The 18,460-nt window shown below is 71.3% G+C and carries 18 protein-coding genes and 1 tRNA gene; 7 read left to right on the top strand and 12 right to left on the bottom strand.

Annotation, left to right across the window (positions count from 1 at the left end; all coding sequences use genetic code 11):
• Positions 1-14: 14 nt before the first annotated feature.
• Positions 15-2,375, bottom strand: a complete 2,361-nt coding sequence (locus IE332_RS22045; protein WP_229928827.1) for a chitinase C-terminal domain-containing protein — start codon at positions 2,373-2,375, stop codon at positions 15-17.
• Between the two features lie 324 nt (positions 2,376-2,699).
• Between IE332_RS22045 and IE332_RS22040 the strand changes: the two genes are divergently transcribed.
• Positions 2,700-3,560 (top strand): HNH endonuclease signature motif containing protein, encoded by an 861-nt coding sequence (locus IE332_RS22040; protein ID WP_189919170.1) that lies wholly within the window; start codon positions 2,700-2,702, stop codon positions 3,558-3,560.
• Between the two features lie 63 nt (positions 3,561-3,623).
• Positions 3,624-3,698 (top strand) — tRNA-Leu (locus IE332_RS22035).
• A 66-nt stretch (positions 3,699-3,764) separates the two neighbouring features.
• On the opposite strand, the gene rdgB is transcribed toward IE332_RS22035, so the two are convergent.
• The 4 genes from rdgB to IE332_RS22015 form a co-directional block, all read right to left on the bottom strand.
• Positions 3,765-4,370, bottom strand: a complete 606-nt coding sequence (gene rdgB, locus IE332_RS22030; protein ID WP_189919167.1) for an RdgB/HAM1 family non-canonical purine NTP pyrophosphatase — start codon at positions 4,368-4,370, stop codon at positions 3,765-3,767.
• A gap of 31 nt (positions 4,371-4,401) precedes the next feature.
• On the bottom strand, positions 4,402-4,791 hold the full coding sequence (locus IE332_RS22025; protein WP_189919157.1) for a hypothetical protein: 390 nt from the start codon (positions 4,789-4,791) through the stop codon (positions 4,402-4,404).
• 170 nt (positions 4,792-4,961) lie between these two features.
• The gene (rph, locus tag IE332_RS22020; RefSeq protein ID WP_189919155.1) at positions 4,962-5,687 is read right to left on the bottom strand and encodes a ribonuclease PH; all 726 of its coding nucleotides are present in this window, start codon (positions 5,685-5,687) and stop codon (positions 4,962-4,964) included.
• 211 nt (positions 5,688-5,898) lie between these two features.
• The gene (locus IE332_RS22015; RefSeq protein WP_030060521.1) at positions 5,899-6,132 is read right to left on the bottom strand and encodes a PTS sugar transporter subunit IIB; all 234 of its coding nucleotides are present in this window, start codon (positions 6,130-6,132) and stop codon (positions 5,899-5,901) included.
• A 407-nt stretch (positions 6,133-6,539) separates the two neighbouring features.
• Here IE332_RS22015 and IE332_RS22010 point away from each other — a divergent pair, with 407 nt between their 5' ends.
• The 4 genes from IE332_RS22010 (at position 6,540) to IE332_RS21995 (ending at position 12,421) form a co-directional block, all read left to right on the top strand.
• Positions 6,540-7,841, top strand: a complete 1,302-nt coding sequence (locus IE332_RS22010; RefSeq protein ID WP_189919153.1) for a PTS transporter subunit EIIC — start codon at positions 6,540-6,542, stop codon at positions 7,839-7,841.
• Between the two features lie 534 nt (positions 7,842-8,375).
• A complete protein-coding gene (locus IE332_RS22005) occupies positions 8,376-9,647 on the top strand; it encodes a PTS transporter subunit EIIC (protein WP_189919151.1) in 1,272 nt (423 codons plus the stop codon).
• 417 nt (positions 9,648-10,064) lie between these two features.
• Entirely contained in the window at positions 10,065-11,132 is a 1,068-nt protein-coding gene (locus IE332_RS22000; protein WP_189919149.1) for an LLM class flavin-dependent oxidoreductase, read from the top strand.
• Positions 11,129-12,421 carry an LLM class flavin-dependent oxidoreductase gene (locus IE332_RS21995; protein WP_189919147.1) on the top strand — a complete coding sequence of 431 codons (1,293 nt, stop codon included), beginning with the start codon at positions 11,129-11,131 and terminating at the stop codon, positions 12,419-12,421. The genes IE332_RS22000 and IE332_RS21995 overlap by 4 nt, the downstream gene beginning before the upstream one ends.
• A 208-nt stretch (positions 12,422-12,629) precedes the next feature.
• On the opposite strand, the gene IE332_RS21990 is transcribed toward IE332_RS21995, so the two are convergent.
• Both IE332_RS21990 and IE332_RS21985 read right to left on the bottom strand, forming a co-directional pair.
• A complete protein-coding gene (locus IE332_RS21990; RefSeq protein WP_189919145.1) occupies positions 12,630-13,376 on the bottom strand; it encodes an MBL fold metallo-hydrolase in 747 nt (248 codons plus the stop codon).
• Between the two features lie 243 nt (positions 13,377-13,619).
• Entirely contained in the window at positions 13,620-13,808 is a 189-nt protein-coding gene (locus IE332_RS21985) for a MerR family transcriptional regulator (protein ID WP_189919143.1), read from the bottom strand.
• Between the two features lie 194 nt (positions 13,809-14,002).
• Here IE332_RS21985 and IE332_RS21980 point away from each other — a divergent pair, with 194 nt between their 5' ends.
• Positions 14,003-14,452: a type II toxin-antitoxin system PemK/MazF family toxin gene (locus IE332_RS21980; RefSeq protein WP_189919457.1), complete on the top strand. Its 450-nt coding sequence runs from the start codon at positions 14,003-14,005 to the stop codon at positions 14,450-14,452.
• 13 nt (positions 14,453-14,465) lie between these two features.
• Here the strand turns inward: IE332_RS21980 and IE332_RS21975 are convergent, their stop codons facing one another.
• The 5 genes from IE332_RS21975 to IE332_RS21960 all read right to left on the bottom strand — a co-directional run bounded on the left by IE332_RS21975 (position 14,466) and on the right by IE332_RS21960 (position 18,250).
• On the bottom strand, positions 14,466-15,434 hold the full coding sequence (locus IE332_RS21975; RefSeq protein ID WP_189919141.1) for a PLP-dependent cysteine synthase family protein: 969 nt from the start codon (positions 15,432-15,434) through the stop codon (positions 14,466-14,468).
• A gap of 110 nt (positions 15,435-15,544) precedes the next feature.
• On the bottom strand, positions 15,545-15,823 hold the full coding sequence (locus tag IE332_RS21970; RefSeq protein WP_189919139.1) for a MoaD/ThiS family protein: 279 nt from the start codon (positions 15,821-15,823) through the stop codon (positions 15,545-15,547).
• A gap of 124 nt (positions 15,824-15,947) precedes the next feature.
• Positions 15,948-16,067, bottom strand: coding sequence for a putative leader peptide (locus tag IE332_RS42415; protein WP_317621128.1), 120 nt, complete (start codon positions 16,065-16,067; stop codon positions 15,948-15,950).
• Between the two features lie 138 nt (positions 16,068-16,205).
• Positions 16,206-16,637, bottom strand: coding sequence for a M67 family metallopeptidase (locus tag IE332_RS21965; RefSeq protein WP_189919136.1), 432 nt, complete (start codon positions 16,635-16,637; stop codon positions 16,206-16,208).
• Positions 16,638-16,783: 146 nt separating this feature from the next.
• The gene (locus IE332_RS21960; RefSeq protein ID WP_189919134.1) at positions 16,784-18,250 is read right to left on the bottom strand and encodes an amino acid permease; all 1,467 of its coding nucleotides are present in this window, start codon (positions 18,248-18,250) and stop codon (positions 16,784-16,786) included.
• Positions 18,251-18,460: the final 210 nt, after the last annotated feature.

The following is an 18,460-nucleotide window of genomic DNA, read 5'->3' as shown; positions in this document are numbered from 1 at the left end:
GGGCCGCCGTCAGTTCAGCAGGCCCCGAGGTCGCTCCAGACCCCCCACGCGCCGCTCGCCGTGGGGTCGTCGCCCTTGGTCCACCACTTGTTCTGGTAGTAGTGGCCCTTCCACGAGACCTTGGTGGTGCTCGCGTAGGTGGTACCCGCGTCCCAGCCCGGCGCACCCGCGCAACCGGCCGGCGTGGTCGGCGGGGTGGTGGGCGGAGTGGTCGGCGGGGTGGTGGGAGGCGTCGTGGGCGGGGTGGTCGGCGGGGTGGTCGGCGGCGTCGTCGGAGGCGTCGTCGGAGGCGTGGTCGGCGGGGTCGTACCGCCGTCCGTCGCACCCCGGGTCAGGTCGCCCTTGATCCCGTACAGCGTGCCGCCCACGTTGACCGTCCAGTTCGACGGCGTGGACACCGGCAGGTAGTAGACGAAGTCCATGTCCACCGAGGCGCCCGGCGCCAGCGACTGCCAGCCCGGCAGCTTGACCGACACCCGGTTGTAGGTGCCCTTCAGGCCGCCCACGTTGCCCGGGCCCGGGTTGTCCTGCCTGATGACCTGCAGCCCGAAGCCGGACTGGTCCTTGGCGTTGCCCGGGGCCGAGTTGCCGTAGTCGAACTGGAACTCGGTGCCGCCCGGCAGGGTCAGCGTCGAGTTGTTGACGATGTGCAGCTTCGGGTTGATCGGGTAGTTCGAGTCGCCCAGCGCGAAGTTGGTGAACGACACGTCGACCGGCAGGGTCTGCTGCGGCAGCGCGGTCGTGGCACGGGTCGCGCCGTACGGGGCCGCCGACTTGAACTTGTCGTACATCAGCGAGGTCAGCGTCGAGCCGGGGACGTACTCGCCCTTGCCGCCGTTCGCGGCGGCGTCCCACTTGTAGTCGCCCGCGAGCTCCCAGATCATCGCGCCGCCCGCGCCCTGGTTGACGATGTAGTCGGCCTTGGCGCCCACCGACTGCTCGTCCTCGGTGGAGAGGAACACCTTCTTGGCGTCGTTCCACAGCCACGGCGCCACCAGGGAGGAGCTGTAGTTGCGGGCGTAGCTGCCCTGCAGCGCGGTGTCCGTCACGCCGTACTTGGCCAGGTAGTCGGGCAGGATGCCCTTCTCCAGGTTCTTGGCGTGCCACATCGGGTTCGACCCGGCCGGGGACTCCTTGCCCGCATCGTCCTTGTCGTTCCAGATGTTGTCGATGCCGACCGCGCCGTCACCGCAGGCGGTCAGGCCGGAGCCCACCGGGCAGGTGGTCGCGGAGGCCGTGCCCCAGAGGCCGTTGGTGCCGCCCTGGACGTTCTTGAAACCGCGGGTGTAGTACGGCAGGCCGACGTTGATCCGGCCTCCGGGCATCGAGCCGCGGAAGTAGTGGTACGACCAGTCGGCGTTCAGGTAGCCGATGCCGCCGTACTGGCCGGTGCCGTAGACGTTGGCCGCCGCCAGCTCGCCGTCCTTGCCGTCGTCGAACAGCGAGGCGTTCGGGCCGACGTACTTGTTCCAGGCACCGTGCAGGTCGTACGACATGATGTTGACGTAGTCCAGGTACTTCGCCACCTGGAAGGTCTCCATGCCACGCAGCAGGTAGCCGGAGGACGGGGCCGCGACCGACAGCAGGTAGTGCTTGCCGTCGGCGGCGCCCGCCTTGTCCAGACCCTCCCGCAGCGACTTCATCAGCGCCGCGTAGCCCTTGGCCAGCGAGCCGCGCTTGGAGTTGGCCAGCTGCCAGTCCAGCGGGTTGCCGGCGTCCTTCATCGAGGTCGGGTACTCGTAGTCGATGTCGACGCCGTTGAACCCGTACTTGCGGATGAAGTCGACCGACGAGGCGGCGAAGGTGTCGATGCCGGCCTGGTTGACACTGCCGTCCGGATTGACGGTCATCGAGTAGAAGCCGCCGGTGTTGACGCGCTTGCCGTCGTCCCCGAAGTAGCCGCCGGTCTCGGTCCAACCACCCACCGAGATCATGGTCTTGACGTTCGGGTACTGCTTCTTGTACTTCGTCAGCAGATTGAAATGGCCCTTGTAGGGCAGCGTCGGGTCGAGCTCGGCCCCGGGCACGCCCGGGAAGGAGATCCCGGTGGCCTCGTTGGTCGGGCCGTCCGCGCCGACGGACAGCTTGTTGTCGCCGCCGACGTGCCCGAAGGCGTAGTTGAGGTGGGTGACCTTGTCCCAGGGCACGTCACTCACCAGGTACGGCTGGTCGCCGTTCTTGCCGGTGCGCCAGCCGGTGAAGTAGCCGATGATGCGGCGCTGGTGGTCCGCGCCCATCTTCTCGCGCCCGCCGGTGTCGTAGACGGAGCAGTACGGGACGTCCACCCCGGGGGTCTGGTACAGCCCGTCCGGGCGACAGGCCGCGTTGTCGACGGCCGCCGACGCCTGCGAGGGCGCCGCACCCAGCGTCGCCATCAGCAGCCCGGCCAGCGACGCCGCCGCCAACGAGGCCACACCCGCCCGGGCGCTCTTACGGCGGTGCGCAGCGGTGGGACGCCGCTCCGCCGTGGATCGGATCAACACTCGGTCCTCCAGGAGAGAGTGCCTGCGCGTACCTGTGGGGGAGCACGCACGTGGGGGATTGCAATTGGCGCCGAAGCTATGTGGTCTGAACCACATAGGTCAATAGGTCTGTACCAATTGGTAATCAACAGCCAAACATCCGGGAGACCGTAACCAATCGACCCGCCGCTCGTTCGCACACCGGGGAAGGGGTTCCACCAGCCCACAGGGGGACCCGTGCAGGTCAAGTACACCCGCGAACTGCTGGCCGCACTCGCCGCCGAGTCCGGCAGCGTCAACGAGATGATGCGCAAGCTCGGCGTGCCGATGGCGGGCGGCACGCACAGCTACCTGAGCAAGCGGCTCCGCCACTACGGCATCGACACCTCGCACTTCAACCAGGGGCGACCCGACTACGGTCGCCGCCGCTACTCGCGCGAGGCACTGGCCGATGCCGCGGCGCACAGCTACAGCATCAACGAGGTGATGGCCCACCTGGGCGTCACCCCGTACGACAGCCTCTACTCGTACCTGAAGAAGCGGCTGGCCGAACTCGGCATCGACACCGGACACTTCAGGCTCAGGAGTGATGGCCGAAGCAGGGTCGAGGCCATCCCCAAGGACACCCTGGCCCGGGCCGTGGCCGCGCACCGAAGCGTGCGCGGCGTGATCCTCGCTCTCGGGATGACCGATTGCGGCAACTCGCGGACGCTGGTGCGGGAGGCCATCGACTTCCACCAGCTCGACACCGGCCACTTCACCGGACAGGCGCACAACAAGGGGCGGAAGACCGGTCCACGGCGCACTGCCGAGGAGCTGCTCGTGCAGCGCCCGCCGGGCAGCCAGCGAGTCCCCGGCGATCGGCTTCGCACCATGCTCGTGCACATCGGGCACCCCGACCTCTGCGAGTCGTGCGGCACCCCTCCGATCTGGCTCGGGCAGCCGATGACCCTGGAGGTCGACCACATCAACGGCGACTGGCTCGACAACCGGCGCGAGAACCTCCGCCTCCTGTGCCCCAACTGCCACTCCATCACACCGACCTACTGCGGCCGCAACAAGAACCGCACCGACCCCCGGACGGACATCGCCGCATAGCTGATCCGATTCCGAGAAAGCGGCCGCAACGGGATCCGTCTACCGGTACGCTTGCTTTGACGTGCGCCCGTACTCCAGCTGGCTAGAGAGATGCGGTTTAGGTCCGCAGTGTCGTGGGTTCGAGTCCCACCGGGCGTACTGAGCGAAATGGCCCGCTTCCCTTCGAATCGAAGGGAAGCGGGCCATCGTCGTTCCTGCGAAGCGTCAGCCGATGAGGGCCTTGACGACCGGGGCCAGGGCGCGGAAGGCCTGGCCGCGGTGGCTGATGGCGTTCTTCTCGGCGGCGGTGAGTTCGGCGCAGGTGCGGGTCTCGCCGAGGGGCTGGAGGATCGGGTCGTAGCCGAAGCCGCCGTCGCCGGCCGGGGTGGTGCGGAGGGTGCCGAGGAGGCGGCCCTCGACGACGCGTTCGGTGCCGTCCGGCAGCGCCAGGGCGGCGGCGCAGAAGAAGTGGGCGCCGCGGTGGGGTTCGGCGATGTCGGAGAGCTGGGCGAGCAGCAGGTCGAGGTTGGCGCGGTCGTCGCCGTGCTTGCCGGCCCAGCGGGCGGAGAAGATGCCGGGCGCGCCGTTGAGCACGTCCACGCAGAGGCCGGAGTCGTCGGCGACGGCGGGCAGGCCGGTGGCGCGGGCCAGGGCGTGGGCCTTGAGCAGGGCGTTCTCGGCGAAGGTGACGCCGGTCTCGGGGACGTCCGGGATCTCGGGGTAGGCGTCGGCGCCGACGAGTTCGACGTCCAGGCCGGCGTCGGTGAGGATGGCGCGCAGCTCGGCGACCTTGTGCTGGTTGCGGGTGGCGAGGATCAGACGGGTGGACATATCGCCCACCCTATCCAGGAACCGGGGGCGGTCAGCCGGTGCAGGCCGAGGTGAGGTTGCCGGCGGCGCTGCCGAGTGGCTTGAGGTCGGGGACCTCGTTCTTGTCGGCGGCCCGCTGCACGTTCTCGACCTGCTTCTGCAGGTCCGTCACGGCCTTGGCGACGTCGGTGCTCTTGGAGTTCTTGCCGACCTGGTCGAGGTCGGTCTTGAGCTTCTGCAGCGCCTTCCCGGCGGCCGCGGAGTCGTTGCTCGCGTTGTCGTAGGCCTTGGTGACGTCGGCGATGTCGCCGGTGATCTTCACGGCGGTGTTGCCGCAGTCGATCGCCTTCTGTGCGGCGGAGCAACTCACCATGCTGAGCGGGAGGATCGCGATCAGTCCGGCCACGGCGAGGGCGGCGGGGCGGGCGATGCTGGACGGCATCCGGTCCTCCTGTGGGGCGCGGGTTCCGTGGTGGGGGACGCGCGCCGGGGGGTGCGCGGTTCCCGCAGCGGGGGTGCTGCGGGAACCGTACGGTCTCCGGGCCCGGCCTGTACAGCAGACGGCGCGGCGGGGCGTCCGTCCGGAGTCACGGTTGCGGGGCCCGCGCGGGTTCAGGCCTCCAGGGCCTTGCGCTGGATCTCGTCCAGCTCCGCGCAGCCGAGGGTGCCGAGGTCGAGCAGCCGGTCGAGCAGGGCACGGTCGAAGGGTGCGCCTTCGGCGGTGCCCTGGACCTCGACGAAGCGGCCGTCGGAGGTGCAGACGATGTTCATGTCGGTCTCGGCGCGCACGTCCTCCTCGTAGCGGAGGTCGAGCATCGGGGTGCCGTCGATGATGCCGACGCTGACGGCGCTGACGCCGCCGGTGATGGGCTGGCCCTTGGCGCGCAGGAGCTTCTTGTCGCGGGCCCAGGCGACGGCGTCGACGAGGGCGACGTAGGCGCCGGTGATGGCGGCGGTGCGGGTGCCGCCGTCGGCCTGGAGGACGTCGCAGTCGAGGACGATGGTGTTCTCGGCGAGGGCCCGGTGGTCCACGACGGCGCGCAGCGAGCGGCCGATGAGCCGGCTGATCTCGTGGGTGCGGCCGCCGATGCGGCCCTTGACGGACTCGCGGTCGCCGCGGGTGTTGGTGGCGCGCGGGAGCATGGAGTACTCGGCGGTGACCCAGCCTTCGCCGCTGCCCTTGCGCCAGCGGGGGACGCCCTCGGTGACGCTGGCGGTGCACAGCACCTTGGTGTCGCCGTAGGAGATCAGGACGGAGCCTTCGGCGTGCTTGCTCCAGCCCCGCTCGATGGTGATCGGGCGGAGCTGTTCGGGGGTGCGGCCGTCGATGCGTGACATAGGCATTGAGCGTAGTGGTTCCGGACGGCGGTTCGGATACGGCTCGGCCCTGCGCGCGAAGGCCCTGCATGCGGAGGCCCGCCGCGACGGGCCCTGACGGGCCGCGGGTGCGGGGACCGCGGCTGCGCCGCGGCCCGCCGTCCCCTGGGCGGGGCGGCGGGCCGGGGCGGGTGAGCCTGGGCGGCTCGGTGGGTGAGCCCGGTGGCTCAGCTCACATCATGTCCTCGATGTCGGCGGCGATCGGGTCGGCGTCGGTGCCGATGACGACCTGGATCGCGGTGCCCATCTTGACGACGCCGTGGGCGCCGGCGGCCTTGAGGGCGGCCTCGTCGACCAGGGAGGCGTCCTTGACCTCGGTGCGCAGGCGGGTGATGCAGCCCTCGACCTCTTCGATGTTGTCGATGCCGCCCAGACCGGCGACGATCTTCTCAGCCTTGCTGGCCATTGGTTTCTCCCTCTGTCTCGGCCCGCCGGCCGCTCTGCCGGGTGCCGTCGTGCGCTGTGCTGTGCTGTGGGGGTCGTCCCTCGGCCTGAGCGGCGAGGTCCGGGTCGGTGACTGACGCGGGTTCAGCTGTGGTCGCGCTGCCGGGCAGCGCGACCAGCATCACCCGCACAGGACCGGTTTGCCACGTTAGTCCACTTTTGGCCCAGCCCGGCGGGCAGGCTCCGGATCGTCGCCCGAGGATGACGATCAGCGGGGCCGGCGCCCCGGAGTGCGGCCTGCGTCCCAAAGTGGTCTACACCAATATATGTGTACTCCGATGAACGCAGAAAGGACCCCGGGGGTTCCTGACCCCGCCCGAGGGTCCCGCAGGGGGCCAGCGGCCGGCAACTGCTCCCGGAGGTCGAAGGATGAGTTCGGCAGGCGCCACGGCCCCGCAGACCACGTGGTGGCACACCTTCTACGGCGGCCTCCAGAAGATGGGCCGTTCGCTGCAGCTGCCGGTGGCGGTGCTCCCGGCGGCCGGCATCCTCAACCGGCTCGGCCAGCCGGACGTGTTCGGCAAGGACGGCCTGGGCTGGAACAACGTCGCCAAGGTCTTCGCCGCGGCCGGCGGCGCGCTGCTCGACTCCTCCCTCGGCCTGCCGATGCTGTTCTGCATCGGCGTGGCGATCGGCATGGCCAAGAAGGCGGACGGGTCGACGGCGCTGGCCGCGGTGGTCGGCTTCCTCGTCTACTACAAGGTCCTGCACGCCTTCCCGGAGAGCTGCAAGAACGGGACCGTCCTCGTCCCCGACGCCTGGACCGGCCAGTGCGTGGACTACACCTCGACGAAGGCCGCGGCCGCGACGTACCAGAACCCGGGGGTGCTCGGCGGCATCCTGATCGGCCTGATGTCGGCCTGGCTGTGGGTACGGTTCCACCGCACCAGGCTGGTGGACTGGCTGGGCTTCTTCAACGGCCGCCGCCTGGTGCCGATGATCACCGCCCTGGTGGGCCTGGTGGTCGCCGTCCTCGCGCTCTGGGTCTGGCCGCCGATCGGCCGCGGCCTCAACGACTTCTCGCAGAACCTGGCCGATCTCGGCGCGGGCGGCGCCGGCATCTTCGGCCTGTTCAACCGCGCGCTGCTGCTGATCGGGATGCACCAGCTGCTGAACACCTTCGTCTGGTTCCAGTTCGGCGAGTTCACCAAGGCCGACGGCACGATCGTGCACGGCGACATCCCGCGTTTCCTGGCGGGCGACCCGACGGCCGGCCAGTTCCTGTCCGGCTTCTTCCCCATCATGATGTTCGCGCTGCCGGCCGCGGCGCTCGCGATCGCGCACGCCGCCAAGCCGCACCGCCGCAAGGAGATCTACGGCCTGATGCTCTCGGTCGGCCTGACGTCCCTCGTCACCGGCGTGACCGAGCCGATCGAGTACTCCTTCGCCTACATCGCCCCGGCCCTGTACGCCGTGCACGCGCTGCTGACCGGCGCCTCGATGGCGGTGACCTGGGGGCTCGGGGTGCACGACGGCTTCAGCTTCTCGGCGGGCCTGATCGACTACGTGATCAACTGGGGGCTGGCCACCAAGCCGTGGCTGATCCTGATCATCGGCCCCTGCTTCGCCGTGGTGTACTACGCGCTCTTCCGGTTCATCATCGTCAAATTCGACCTGAAAACCCCGGGGCGGGAGGACGAGGGCGAGGTCGAGGACGTCACCAAGGCCTGAGGCGGGACGCCGCCGCCCTTTCCTCCGCAATGGCCTCCGGACCCGCCGGTCCGGGGGCCTTCGGCATTTCCGGAAAGGACCGAATTCCCTACCGGATACCCGGTCCACGGTAATTCGGCCGCGATCCGGCGGGCCGCGGCGTCACCGAGCGCGACCGGCCGCGCGCGGAACACCACGGTCGTCCGGATCCGCGACGTCACGGTCACTCTCGGCACTCGCCGCACCGTGCGCACCCGTCCGGCGCGCCGCCCGCGCCGCCCCTCCGTCCGCCGCCGACCGGAGCGCGGCCGGCGGACCGGCTCTTTTTGTTGCGCAAATAGCCAAAATCGCAATCCCTACGCTAATCATGATCGTCGTTCCGCACGTAGGTTTCGATTTCATAGCGCTTCCGTGCGTCAGCGCTTTCCAGGGTTCCCCGCCTTCTCCACCCGTGCTACAAAACTGGTCTACACCACACGTGGTGTAGACCAGTTCGCGGTTCGGCCCCCTGTGCCTTCCCCCGACCGACCGCCATGCCGTTAGGAACCCACCCCCATGAGTCAGTCTGCGCAGGCACCGGCGCCCGCCACGGCTCCGGCCCAGCCAAGCCCCGCCAAGAAGATCGGCCAGAACGTCCTCCAGGGCCTGCAGAAGATCGGCCGGAGCCTCCAGCTGCCGGTCGCCGTCCTGCCGGCCGCAGGCATCCTGCTCCGGCTCGGCCAGCCCGACGTCTTCGGCAAGGACGGACTCGGCTGGGGAAAGGTCGCCGAGGTCTTCGCCACCGCCGGTGACGCCGTGTTCAGCAACCTGGCGCTGCTGTTCTGCGTCGGTGTCGCCATCGGCTTCGCCAAGAAGGCCGACGGCTCGACCGCACTGGCCGCCCTGGTCGGCTACCTGGTCTTCAAGCAGGTGCTCACCGTCTTCCCGATGGACGGCACCGTCACCGAGGCGCTGCCGAAGGGCAAGCCGCAGGACCCGGGCGTCTTCGGCGGCATCGTGGTCGGCCTGCTGAGCGCGATGATCTGGCAGCGGTTCCACCGCAAGAAGCTGGTCGACTGGCTCGGCTTCTTCAACGGCCGCCGCCTGGTCCCGATCATCATGGCCTTCGTCGGCACCCTGCTCGGCGTCGTCATGGGCCTGCTCTGGGGCCCGATCGGCACCGGCCTGACCCACGCCAGCGACTGGCTCACCGGCCTCGGCGCCGCCGGCTCCGGCATCTACGGCGTCGCCAACCGCGCGCTGATCCCGGTCGGCATGCACCAGTTCCTGAACACCTTCTTCCAGCAGCAGGTCGGCAGCTTCACCGACGCCTCCGGCCACGTCTGGACCGGCGACATCCCGCGCTTCTTCCACAACGACCCGACCGCCGGCCAGTTCATGTCGGGCTTCTTCCCCATCATGATGTTCGGCCTCCCGGCCGCCGCCCTGGCGATCGCCCACGCCGCGCGCCCCGAGCGCCGCAAGGCCGTCCTCGGCATGATGGTCTCCGTCGCGCTGACCAGCTTCGTGACCGGTGTCACCGAGCCGATCGAGTTCTCGTTCATGTTCATCGCGCCGGTGCTCTACCTGATCCACGCGCTGCTCACCGGCCTCTCGATGGCCGTCACCTGGGGCCTGGGCGTGCACGACGGCTTCGGCTTCTCGGCCGGTCTGATCGACTTCGGCCTGAACTGGAACCTGGCCACCAAGCCGTGGCTGATCATCCCGATCGGCCTGGTCTTCGGCGCCCTGTACTACTTCCTCTTCCGCTTCGCGATTACCAAGTTCGACCTCAAGACCCCCGGTCGCGAGGACGACGACGAGATCGAGGACGTCACCAAGGCCTGACGCCCGCGCCACCCCGCCCGAAGGCCCCGCCCCGCCGCTCCCCCAGCGGCGGGGCGGGGCCTTCGGCGTGTCCGGACCGCCCCGGACTGCTCCGGACTGCTCCGGACCGCCGGAAACGCAGGTTGACGAACCGCCGGAAGCCCTGGTCAACTGAAGCGGTGAACGCCTCGTGCCCGCTGGTCACCCGCAGCCACATCGACTTCGGTCGCGTGTGGTCCGCGGCGTGTCGCGGCTGACCTGACCGTTCCCCCGCCGCCGCCCGGCTGACGTCCCGCCCGGCGCGCCCCTCCCCCCTCCCCGCCCGTACCGGCTCGCGCCCACGGGCCGTCACCGCGCACCCGCGTACCCACGCACACCCCGGCCCCGTACGGACCGGCGGTGCGCGCACGCGTCCGCACGAGGAAAGTCAGGCCGACCATGCCCCGCCAGCTCCACCTGTCCGCCGCCCTCGACAGCCCCGACAGCCCGGGCCGCTTCAACGCCGGGCACTACACCGCCCTCGCCGGCCTCGCCGAGCGGGCCACCCTGGACTTCGTCACCCTCGACGACTCCTTCGACCCCGAGCCCGGCCGCCCGGACGCGCTCGCCGCCCTCGCCCGGATCGCCCCGCTGACCGGCCGGGTCGGACTGGTGCCGACCGTCACCACCACCCACACCGAGCCCTTCCACACCTCCATCTCCGTCAACACCCTGGACTGGGTCAGCAAGGGCCGGGCCGGCTGGCTGGTCGGCGTCTCCACCACCGAGGCCGAGGCGAGGGCCTTCGGCCGCCGGCCGGTCGCCCCCGCCGACGAGCTGTGGGCCGAGGCCGCCGACGCCGTCGAGGTCGCCGCCCGGCTCTGGGACAGCTGGGAGGACGACGCGGAGATCCGCGACACCGCCACCGGGCGGTTCATCGACCGCGACAAGCTGCACTACATCGACTTCGAGGGCCGGCACTTCTCGGTCCGCGGCCCGTCGATCACCCCGCGCCCGCCGCAGGGCCGCCCGGTGGTCGCGGTACCGGTGGCCGCGGCCGACCTCGCCCCGGACGCCTCCCCCGGCGGACGCGCCCGGGTCGCCGCCGCGATCCGGCACGCCGACGTCGTCCTGCTCGACGCCCCCGACCGGGACGCCCGGCTGACCGCCGCCACCGAGCTGCGGCTGCGCGCCGGCGAGCACCTGCGGATCCTCGCCCGGCTCGACACCGCCCGCTCCGCCCTGCCCGACCGGGCCGCCGAGGAACGCCTGCTCGCCGAACTCACCGCGACCGGCACCGGCGTCGACGGGTTCCACCTCGTCCCCGCCGACCCGGTCCGCGACCTCACCGCCCTGGCCGACCGGATCGCCCCCGCCCTGCGCGCCGCCGGACTGCTGCGCACCGGCTACACCGGCCGCACCCTGCGCGACCACCTCGGCCTGGCCCGCCCGGCCGGCCGCTACACCGCCCCGCCCGCCGCCGCGGCCGCCGCCCCCGCTCTCGCACTCGCCGAGGTGACCCGATGACGGACCGCCCGCTCAAGCAGATCCACCTCGCCGCGCACTTCCCCGGCGTCAACAACACCACGGTGTGGAGCGACCCGGCCTCCGGCAGCCACATCGAGTTCGACTCCTTCCGCCACCTCGCGCAGACCGCCGAGCGCGGGAAGTTCGACTTCTTCTTCCTCGCCGAGGGCCTGCGGCTGCGCGAGCACAAGGGCCGCATCCACGACCTGGACGTGGTCGGCCGCCCCGAGTCGATCACCGTGCTGAACGCGCTGGCCGCCGTCACCGAGCGGATCGGGCTGGCCGCCACCGTCAACGCGACCTTCAACGAGCCGTACGAACTGGCCCGCCGCTTCGCCTCGCTGGACCACCTCTCCGCAGGACGCGCGGCCTGGAACGTGGTCACCTCCTCGGACGCCTTCACCGGGGAGAACTTCCGCCGCGGCGGCTACCTGGACCGCGCCGACCGCTACACCCGGGCCGCCGAATCCGTGCAGCTGGCCAGGGAGTTCTGGGACGCCGGGGAGGAGGGCGTCCGGCACCGCGGCCCGCACTTCGAGGTCGAGGGCCGGCTCTCGCTGCCCCGCCCGCCGCAGGGCCACCCGGTGGTGATCCAGGCCGGGGACTCCGACGAGGGCCGGGAGTTCGCCGCCGCCACCGCCGACGTGGTGTTCACCGTGCACTCCACCCTCGCCGCCGGCCAGGCCTTCCACGCGGACGTCAAGCGCCGGCTCGCCGCGTACGGGCGCGGGCCGGAGGAGCTGAAGATCATGCCCGGGGCCACCTTCGTCCTCGGCGACACCGACGCCGAGGCGGCCGAACGCGCGACCGAGGTCCGCCGGGCCCAGGTCGGGCCGCGGACGGCGATCTCCTTCCTGGAACAGGTCTGGGGCGTCGACCTGTCCGACCACGACCCGGACGGGCCGCTGCCGGAGACCGACCCCGACCCGGACAGCGCCCTCGCCCAGGGCCGGGTCCGGTTCGGCGACCCGCTGGCCGTCGCCGAACGCTGGCGGGCGATCGCCGCGGAGAAGCGGCTCACCACCCGCGAGCTGGTGATCGAGGTGACCGGCCGGCAGTCCTTCATCGGCTCCCCCGCCACCGTCGCCGGGCAGATCGACCACTTCGTGCAGAACGACGCGGCCGACGGCTTCATCCTCGTCCCACACCTCACCCCGGGCGGCCTGGACGAGTTCGTCGACAAGGTGGTCCCGCTGCTCCAGGAGCGCGGGGTGTTCCGCACCGACTACACCGGCCCGACCCTGCGGGACCACCTCGGCCTCCCGGTGCCGGTGCCCGGCAGGGGTTAGATCCAGCCCCGCCGAGCGGCGGGCACGCCGGCCCGGAAGCGGCTCTCCGCACCCAGGCCGGCGGTCGGTCCGGCGACCGGCCGGCGCGGCACGGTCGGTTGACGATCCGTCATCTCACTGTCCTCCGGCCCGAGTTCGGCCGGCGTCCAGGCCGCCGACCGGAACCGGCTGACGCCGGTGCTCTGACCCGCTCCGGCGGCCTGGCAGGTCAGAGCTCGTACACCGCGCCCGCGCGGGCGATCTCGACCGGCCCGGCGTAGGCGGCGGCCGCGTCGCGGCGGTTGTGCTCGGCGTCGGTCCACGGGGGGATGTGGGTGAGGACGAGCCGGCGGGCGCCGGCGGCGGTGGCGTGCTCGCCGGCCTCGCGGCCGTTGAGGTGGACGGCCTGGTAGGTGTCGCGGCCGTCGATGTACGCGGCCTCGCAGAGGAAGAGGTCGGCGTCGCGGGCGAGTTCGACGAGCTCGGCGCTCTCGCCGGTGTCGCCGCTGTAGACCAGTGCCCGGCCGCCGTGTTCGAGCCGGAAGGCGAAGGCGTCGACGGGGTGGTTGACCTGGGCGACCTCGACCCGGAACGGGCCGAGCCGGAAGCTGCCGGGGGTGAGGGTGCGGAACTCGAACACCTCCTTCATGCCGGGGTTCTCCGGCATGTCGTAGGCGCGGGCGAGCCGCTCGGCGGTGCCGGCCGGTCCGTACACGGGCAGCAGCTCGGGGCAGCCCTCGGCGCGGTAGTTGCGGGCCACCCAGTAGGCGCAGAGGTCGACGCAGTGGTCGGCGTGCAGGTGGCTGAGCAGGACGGCGTCGACGTCGTAGAGGCCGGTGTACTTCTGCAGGGCGCCGAGGGCTCCGTTGCCGAGGTCGAGGACGACGCGGTAGCCCTCGGCCTCGACCAGGTAGCTGGAGCAGGGCGAGTCGGCGGACGGGAAGCTCCCCGAGCACCCCACCACGGTCAGTTTCATCCGAGCCCCTCCGCCCCGACACGTCCTGGCTGCTGCTGGAAAACGGCATGGAAAACAGCATGGAAAACGGCAGGCCGGGCCGGTGGACCGGCCGGTAGCACTGCGTTGGTGTGTCGAGGGTAAGGGCGGAGGGGCACTTTGCCCCCGTCCCCGTGCCGGGCTGTGGCTGGAATCACCAGAACGCCGGGGACGCGGGCGGGGCGGTGGCGGGGCGGTCGCCGGGGGTCCCCGAGGGGGTGGGGATCAGCGGTGGCGGGGGCGGTTGCGGGCCCAGGCGCGGATGGTGTCGGGGTACCAGCGGGGGTGGCCGTTGTCGTCGGTCAGGTCCGGGTCGGGCAGCAGGCCGTGCCGCCGGTAGTTGCGGACGGTCTCGGGCTGGACGTTGATGTGGCGGGCGATCTCGGCGTAGGACCAGAGCGTGCTTCTCGTCACGCGGTACCTCCGGGACGGGGGCGGACGTTCGTGACGCAGCCTCCCCGGGGGCGGACGGGGCCTCGGGTACGGAACGGGCACGGTGGCCGTTCCGTGACGAACCGGGAGCAACACGCGGACAAATACTCAACTGTCACAGCCGTCACGGTGGTGGCGTCCACCCCCGGCCCGGTACGGTTCGCCGCATGAACGGCATGACTGCTACCTGGGTCGTCCTGGCACTGGCCGGCATCGCGCTGGTGGCGGCCGTCGCGGCGGTGCTGGCGCGGCGCACCCGCCCGGCCCCGCGCCCGGCCGGGCCGACCGGCCCGCGGCCGCGCCCGGGCACCAAGGCCGGCCCGGAGCCGCAGGAGATCTGGTGGGCGGAGGTGCCGTTCGAGGACGGCCCCGGCGCCAAGGACCGTCCCTGCCTGGTGCTGCGGGTGCACGGGCGGACCGCCACCGTCGCGAAGATCACCAGCAAGCACCACACCGAGCGCCCCGGCGTGCTGCCGCTGCCGCCCGGTTCGGTGGGCGACCGGCAGGGCCGGTCCAGCTGGCTGGAGACCGACGAGCTGCGCGAGGTGCCGCTGTCGGCGTTCCGCCGCCGGGCCGGCACGGTGGACCGGCAGGTGTGGGCCCGGGCCCGTCAGGTGCTGGGCTGACCGTCGGCGCGGGTCAGGCCCAGAGCTGGCCCTGCAGCGCCTCGACCGCGGCCTCGGTGGACTCGGCGGTGTAGATGCCGGTGGACAGGTACTTCCAGCCGCCGTCGGCGACCACGAAGACGATGTCCGCGCGCTCCCCCGCGGCCGCCGCCTTGCGGCCGACGCCGATCGCGGCGTGCAGGATGGCGCCGGTGGAGACGCCCGCGAAGATGCCCTCCTGCTGGAGGAGTTCGCGGGTGCGGCGGACGGCGTCCGCGGAGCCGACGGAGAAGCGGGTGGTGAGCACCTCGGCGTCGTACAGCTCGGGGACGAAGCCCTCGTCCAGGTTGCGCAGCCCGTAGACCAGGTCGTCGTAGCGCGGTTCGGCGGCGACGATCTTCACGCCGGGGACCTTCTCGCGCAGGTAGCGGCCGACGCCCATCAGGGTGCCGGTGGTGCCGAGGCCGGCCACGAAGTGGGTGACGGTGGGCAGGTCGGCGAGGATCTCGGGGCCGGTGCCGGTGTAGTGGGCGCCCGCGTTGTCGGGGTTGCCGTACTGGTAGAGCATCACCCAGTCGGGGTGCTCGGCGGCGATCTCCTTGGCGATCCGGACGGCGGTGTTGGAGCCGCCCGCGGCCGGGGAGGGGATGATCTCGGCGCCCCACATGCGGAGCAGCTCGCGCCGTTCCTCGCTGGTGTTCTCGGGCATCACGCAGACCATCCGGTAGCCCTTGAGCTTGGCGGCCATGGCGAGCGAGATGCCGGTGTTGCCGCTGGTGGGCTCCAGGATCGTGCAGCCCGGGGTGAGCCGGCCGTCGGCCTCGGCGCGCTCGATCATGTGCAGCGCCGGACGGTCCTTGATCGAGCCGGTCGGGTTGCGGTCCTCCAGCTTGGCCCAGAGGCTGACCAGGCCCTCGGTGTTGCCGGGGACGGCGGCGGACAGCCGCGGCAGGCGGACCAGCGGGGTGTTGCCGACGGCTTCGAGCGGGCTGTCGTAACGCAAGGGAGGCCTCCGGCCACGGCGGTGAGGGTCACACGGCGTTGGGGGTCATGGGGTGGTTCCCCCGCCGGCGGCGGCGGGGGAACCGGGAGGTCAGCGGGCGGACCGGCAGGTCAGCGGGAGCCGCCGGCCACGGCGGGCAGGATGGTGACGCTGTCGCCGTCGGCCAGGGCGGTGGAGATGCCCTCCAGGAACCGGACGTCCTCGTCGTTCAGGTACACGTTGACGAAGCGGCGCAGCTCGCCGCCCTCGAGCAGGCGGGCGGCGATGCCCGGGTGCCGGGCGTCGAGGTCGGTGAAGAGTTCCCCGATGTTGCTGCCGTTGCCCTCGACGGCCTTGGCGCCGTCGGTGTAGGTGCGGAGGATGGTCGGGATGCGGACCTCGATGGCCATGGGTGCGGCGCTCCTGTGCGAGTCGTGGAGTGGGTGGGCCGCGAGGGGCGCGGCAGGGCGGACGGTGCCCGGGGCTCGGCGCCGCCGGTAGGGGCGGCGGGGCCCGGGTGGGGCGAGGCGGCTCTCAGCGCGAGCGCGCGGGCGTGCCGGGACAGATCGCGCCGGCGTGCCGGCACAGGTCGATGTGCAGGCGCGCCACGAGGCGGGTGCCCGGGGCCTGGTTGCTCACATCGACGGAACGCATGGACTCATCGTATAGATTCCCGGCCCCGCTCCGACATGCCCGTCTCGGGATCCGGATGTTCTCGTTCCCAGTACTGAGACGGCACGGCCCGCCGACCGGGCGCGAGCGGTCGGCGGGCCTCGTCCGGGTGGGTGCCGGTCAGGCCTCGTGGGCCTCGACGACCTGGACGTCTTCCTCTGTGATCTCGCCGTCCACGATGCGGAACGAGCGGAACTGGTACGGGTCGTCCTCGCCGTTGCCGTCGGCGGTGGAGACCAGGACGTAGTGGGCGAACGGCTCGGACGCGTAGCTCACGTCGGTGCGCGAGGGGTAGGCCTCGGTGGCGGTGTGCGAGTGGTAGACGATCACCGGCTCCTCGTCGAGGTCGTCCATCTCGCGGTAGAGCTTCAGCAGGTCGCCCGAGTCGAACTCGTAGAAGGTGGGCGAGCGGGCGGCGTTGAGCATCGGGATGAACCGCTCGGGCCGTCCGCTGCCGGCCGGTCCGGCGACCACGCCGCAGGCCTCGTCCGGGTGGTCGGCGCGGGCGTGGGCCACGATCCGGTCGCGGATTTCTCGGGTGATGGTCAGCATGTGGTCAGGATAGACACGCCCCGGCGAGTGATCGCCGGGGCGTCCGAAGCGCGGTCGGCCGGTGTCCGCGAGGCGGTCGGCCGGTGTGCGCGCGGCGGTCCCGGTGTCCGCGTTGCGGTCGGCCGGTGTCCGCGTGGCGGCCGGGTTCAGCCCTCGTCGGCCGTCTGCAGGTCGCCCCGGGCGGACCCGGCGGCCGGCTCGGCGGCGGGGCCGGTGACGGCCTGCGGGTTGCGGCTCCGCAGGACGCGGTAGCCGATCACCAGCAGCAGCGCCCAGCCGGGGAAGACGTACAGCGAGATCCGGCTGTCCTCGTCCAGGCCGATCAGCACCACGACCAGGGCGAGGAAGGCGAGCGCGGCCCAGCTGACCCAGGCGCCGCCGGGCGCCTTGAAGGAGGGGGCCGGCAGCCGGCCGTCCTGCCAGGCCCGGCGGTAGCGGATCTGGGAGATCAGGATCATCGCCCAGGTCCACAGGCCGCAGACCGTGGCGACCGAGGTGATGTACTCGAACGCCCGTGCCGGGACGAGGTAGTTGAGCACCACGCCGACGCCCATCAGCAGGCTGGAGAGGGTGATCGCGAAGGCCGGGGTGCGGCGGGAGTTGAGCTTGGTGAGCTGCCCCGGGGCCTGGCCGCGCAGCGCGAGGTCGCGCAGCATGCGGCCGGTGGAGTACATCCCGGAGTTGCAGGAGGAGAGCGCCGCGGTGAGCACCACGAAGTTGATGATGCCGGCCGCCGCCGGGATGCCGATCTTGCCGAAGGCGGCGACGAACGGGCTGACGCCGGGCTGGAACTCGGTCCACGGGACCAGCGAGAGGATGACGACCAGGGCGCCGATGTAGAACAGCGCGATGCGCCAGGGCAGGGTGTTGATCGCCCGCGGCAGGGTCTTCTCGGGGTCCTCGCTCTCGCCCGCGGTGACGCCGACGAGCTCGACGCCGAGGTAGGCGAACATGACGATCTGAAGGGTCATCACCGTGGCGCCGATGCCCTTGGGGAAGAAGCCGCCGCCCTCCCACAGGTGGGTGATCGACGCGGTGTCACCGGCCTTGCTGAAGCCGAGGGTGAGCACCCCGACGCCGATCAGGATCATGCCGATGATGGCGGTGACCTTGACCATGGAGAACCAGAACTCGATCTCGCCGAACAGCTTCACCGAGATCAGGTTGGCCGCGTAGAGGACGACCAGGAAGGTCAGCGCGCTGGCCCACTGGGGGATGTCGGGCGCCCAGAACTTCACGTACACGGCGGCGGCGGTGGTCTCCGCCATGCCGGTGACGACCCAGAACAGCCAGTACGTCCAGCCGGTCACGTAGCCGGCGAAGGGGCCGAGGAACTCCCGGGCGTACTCGGCGAAGCTGCCGGACACCGGGCGGTAGGTGAGGAGTTCGCCGAGGGCGCGCATGATCACGAAGATCACCAGACCGGCGACGGCGTAGGACAGGATCAGGCTCGGGCCGGACTTGGAGATCGCGGTGCCGGCCCCGAGGAAGAGGCCGGTGCCGATGGCTCCGCCGATCGCGATCATCTGGATCTGGCGGCTGCCGAGTCCCCGCTCGTAGCCCTCCTCTTCCGGTGGGGTGTCGACCACGTGGTCGTACGACTTCTCGGCCATGGGTACACCGTCCTGGTCGGTCTCGGGGGTGGAGAAGTCGTACCACGCACCATCCGGACAGCGGTGTTCATCTGAGCGATATTTGAGCATGACCTGATAGGGCTTGCCCCGTTTTGGACGGGAAAGCCCCGGCAGACCGTCCACATGCTGGACGAAACCGCCGGGGCCTGCCCGAAAGCGGGCACGCTTGCCCCGCAAACGCGAACGGGA

The sequence above is a fragment of the Kitasatospora xanthocidica genome, assembly GCF_014656195.1.
In the GTDB taxonomy this organism is placed as follows: Bacteria; Actinomycetota; Actinomycetes; order Streptomycetales; family Streptomycetaceae; genus Kitasatospora; species Kitasatospora xanthocidica.
Note: the sequence above shows the minus strand (reverse complement) of the source record. Positions and strands in the feature narration are given on the sequence as shown.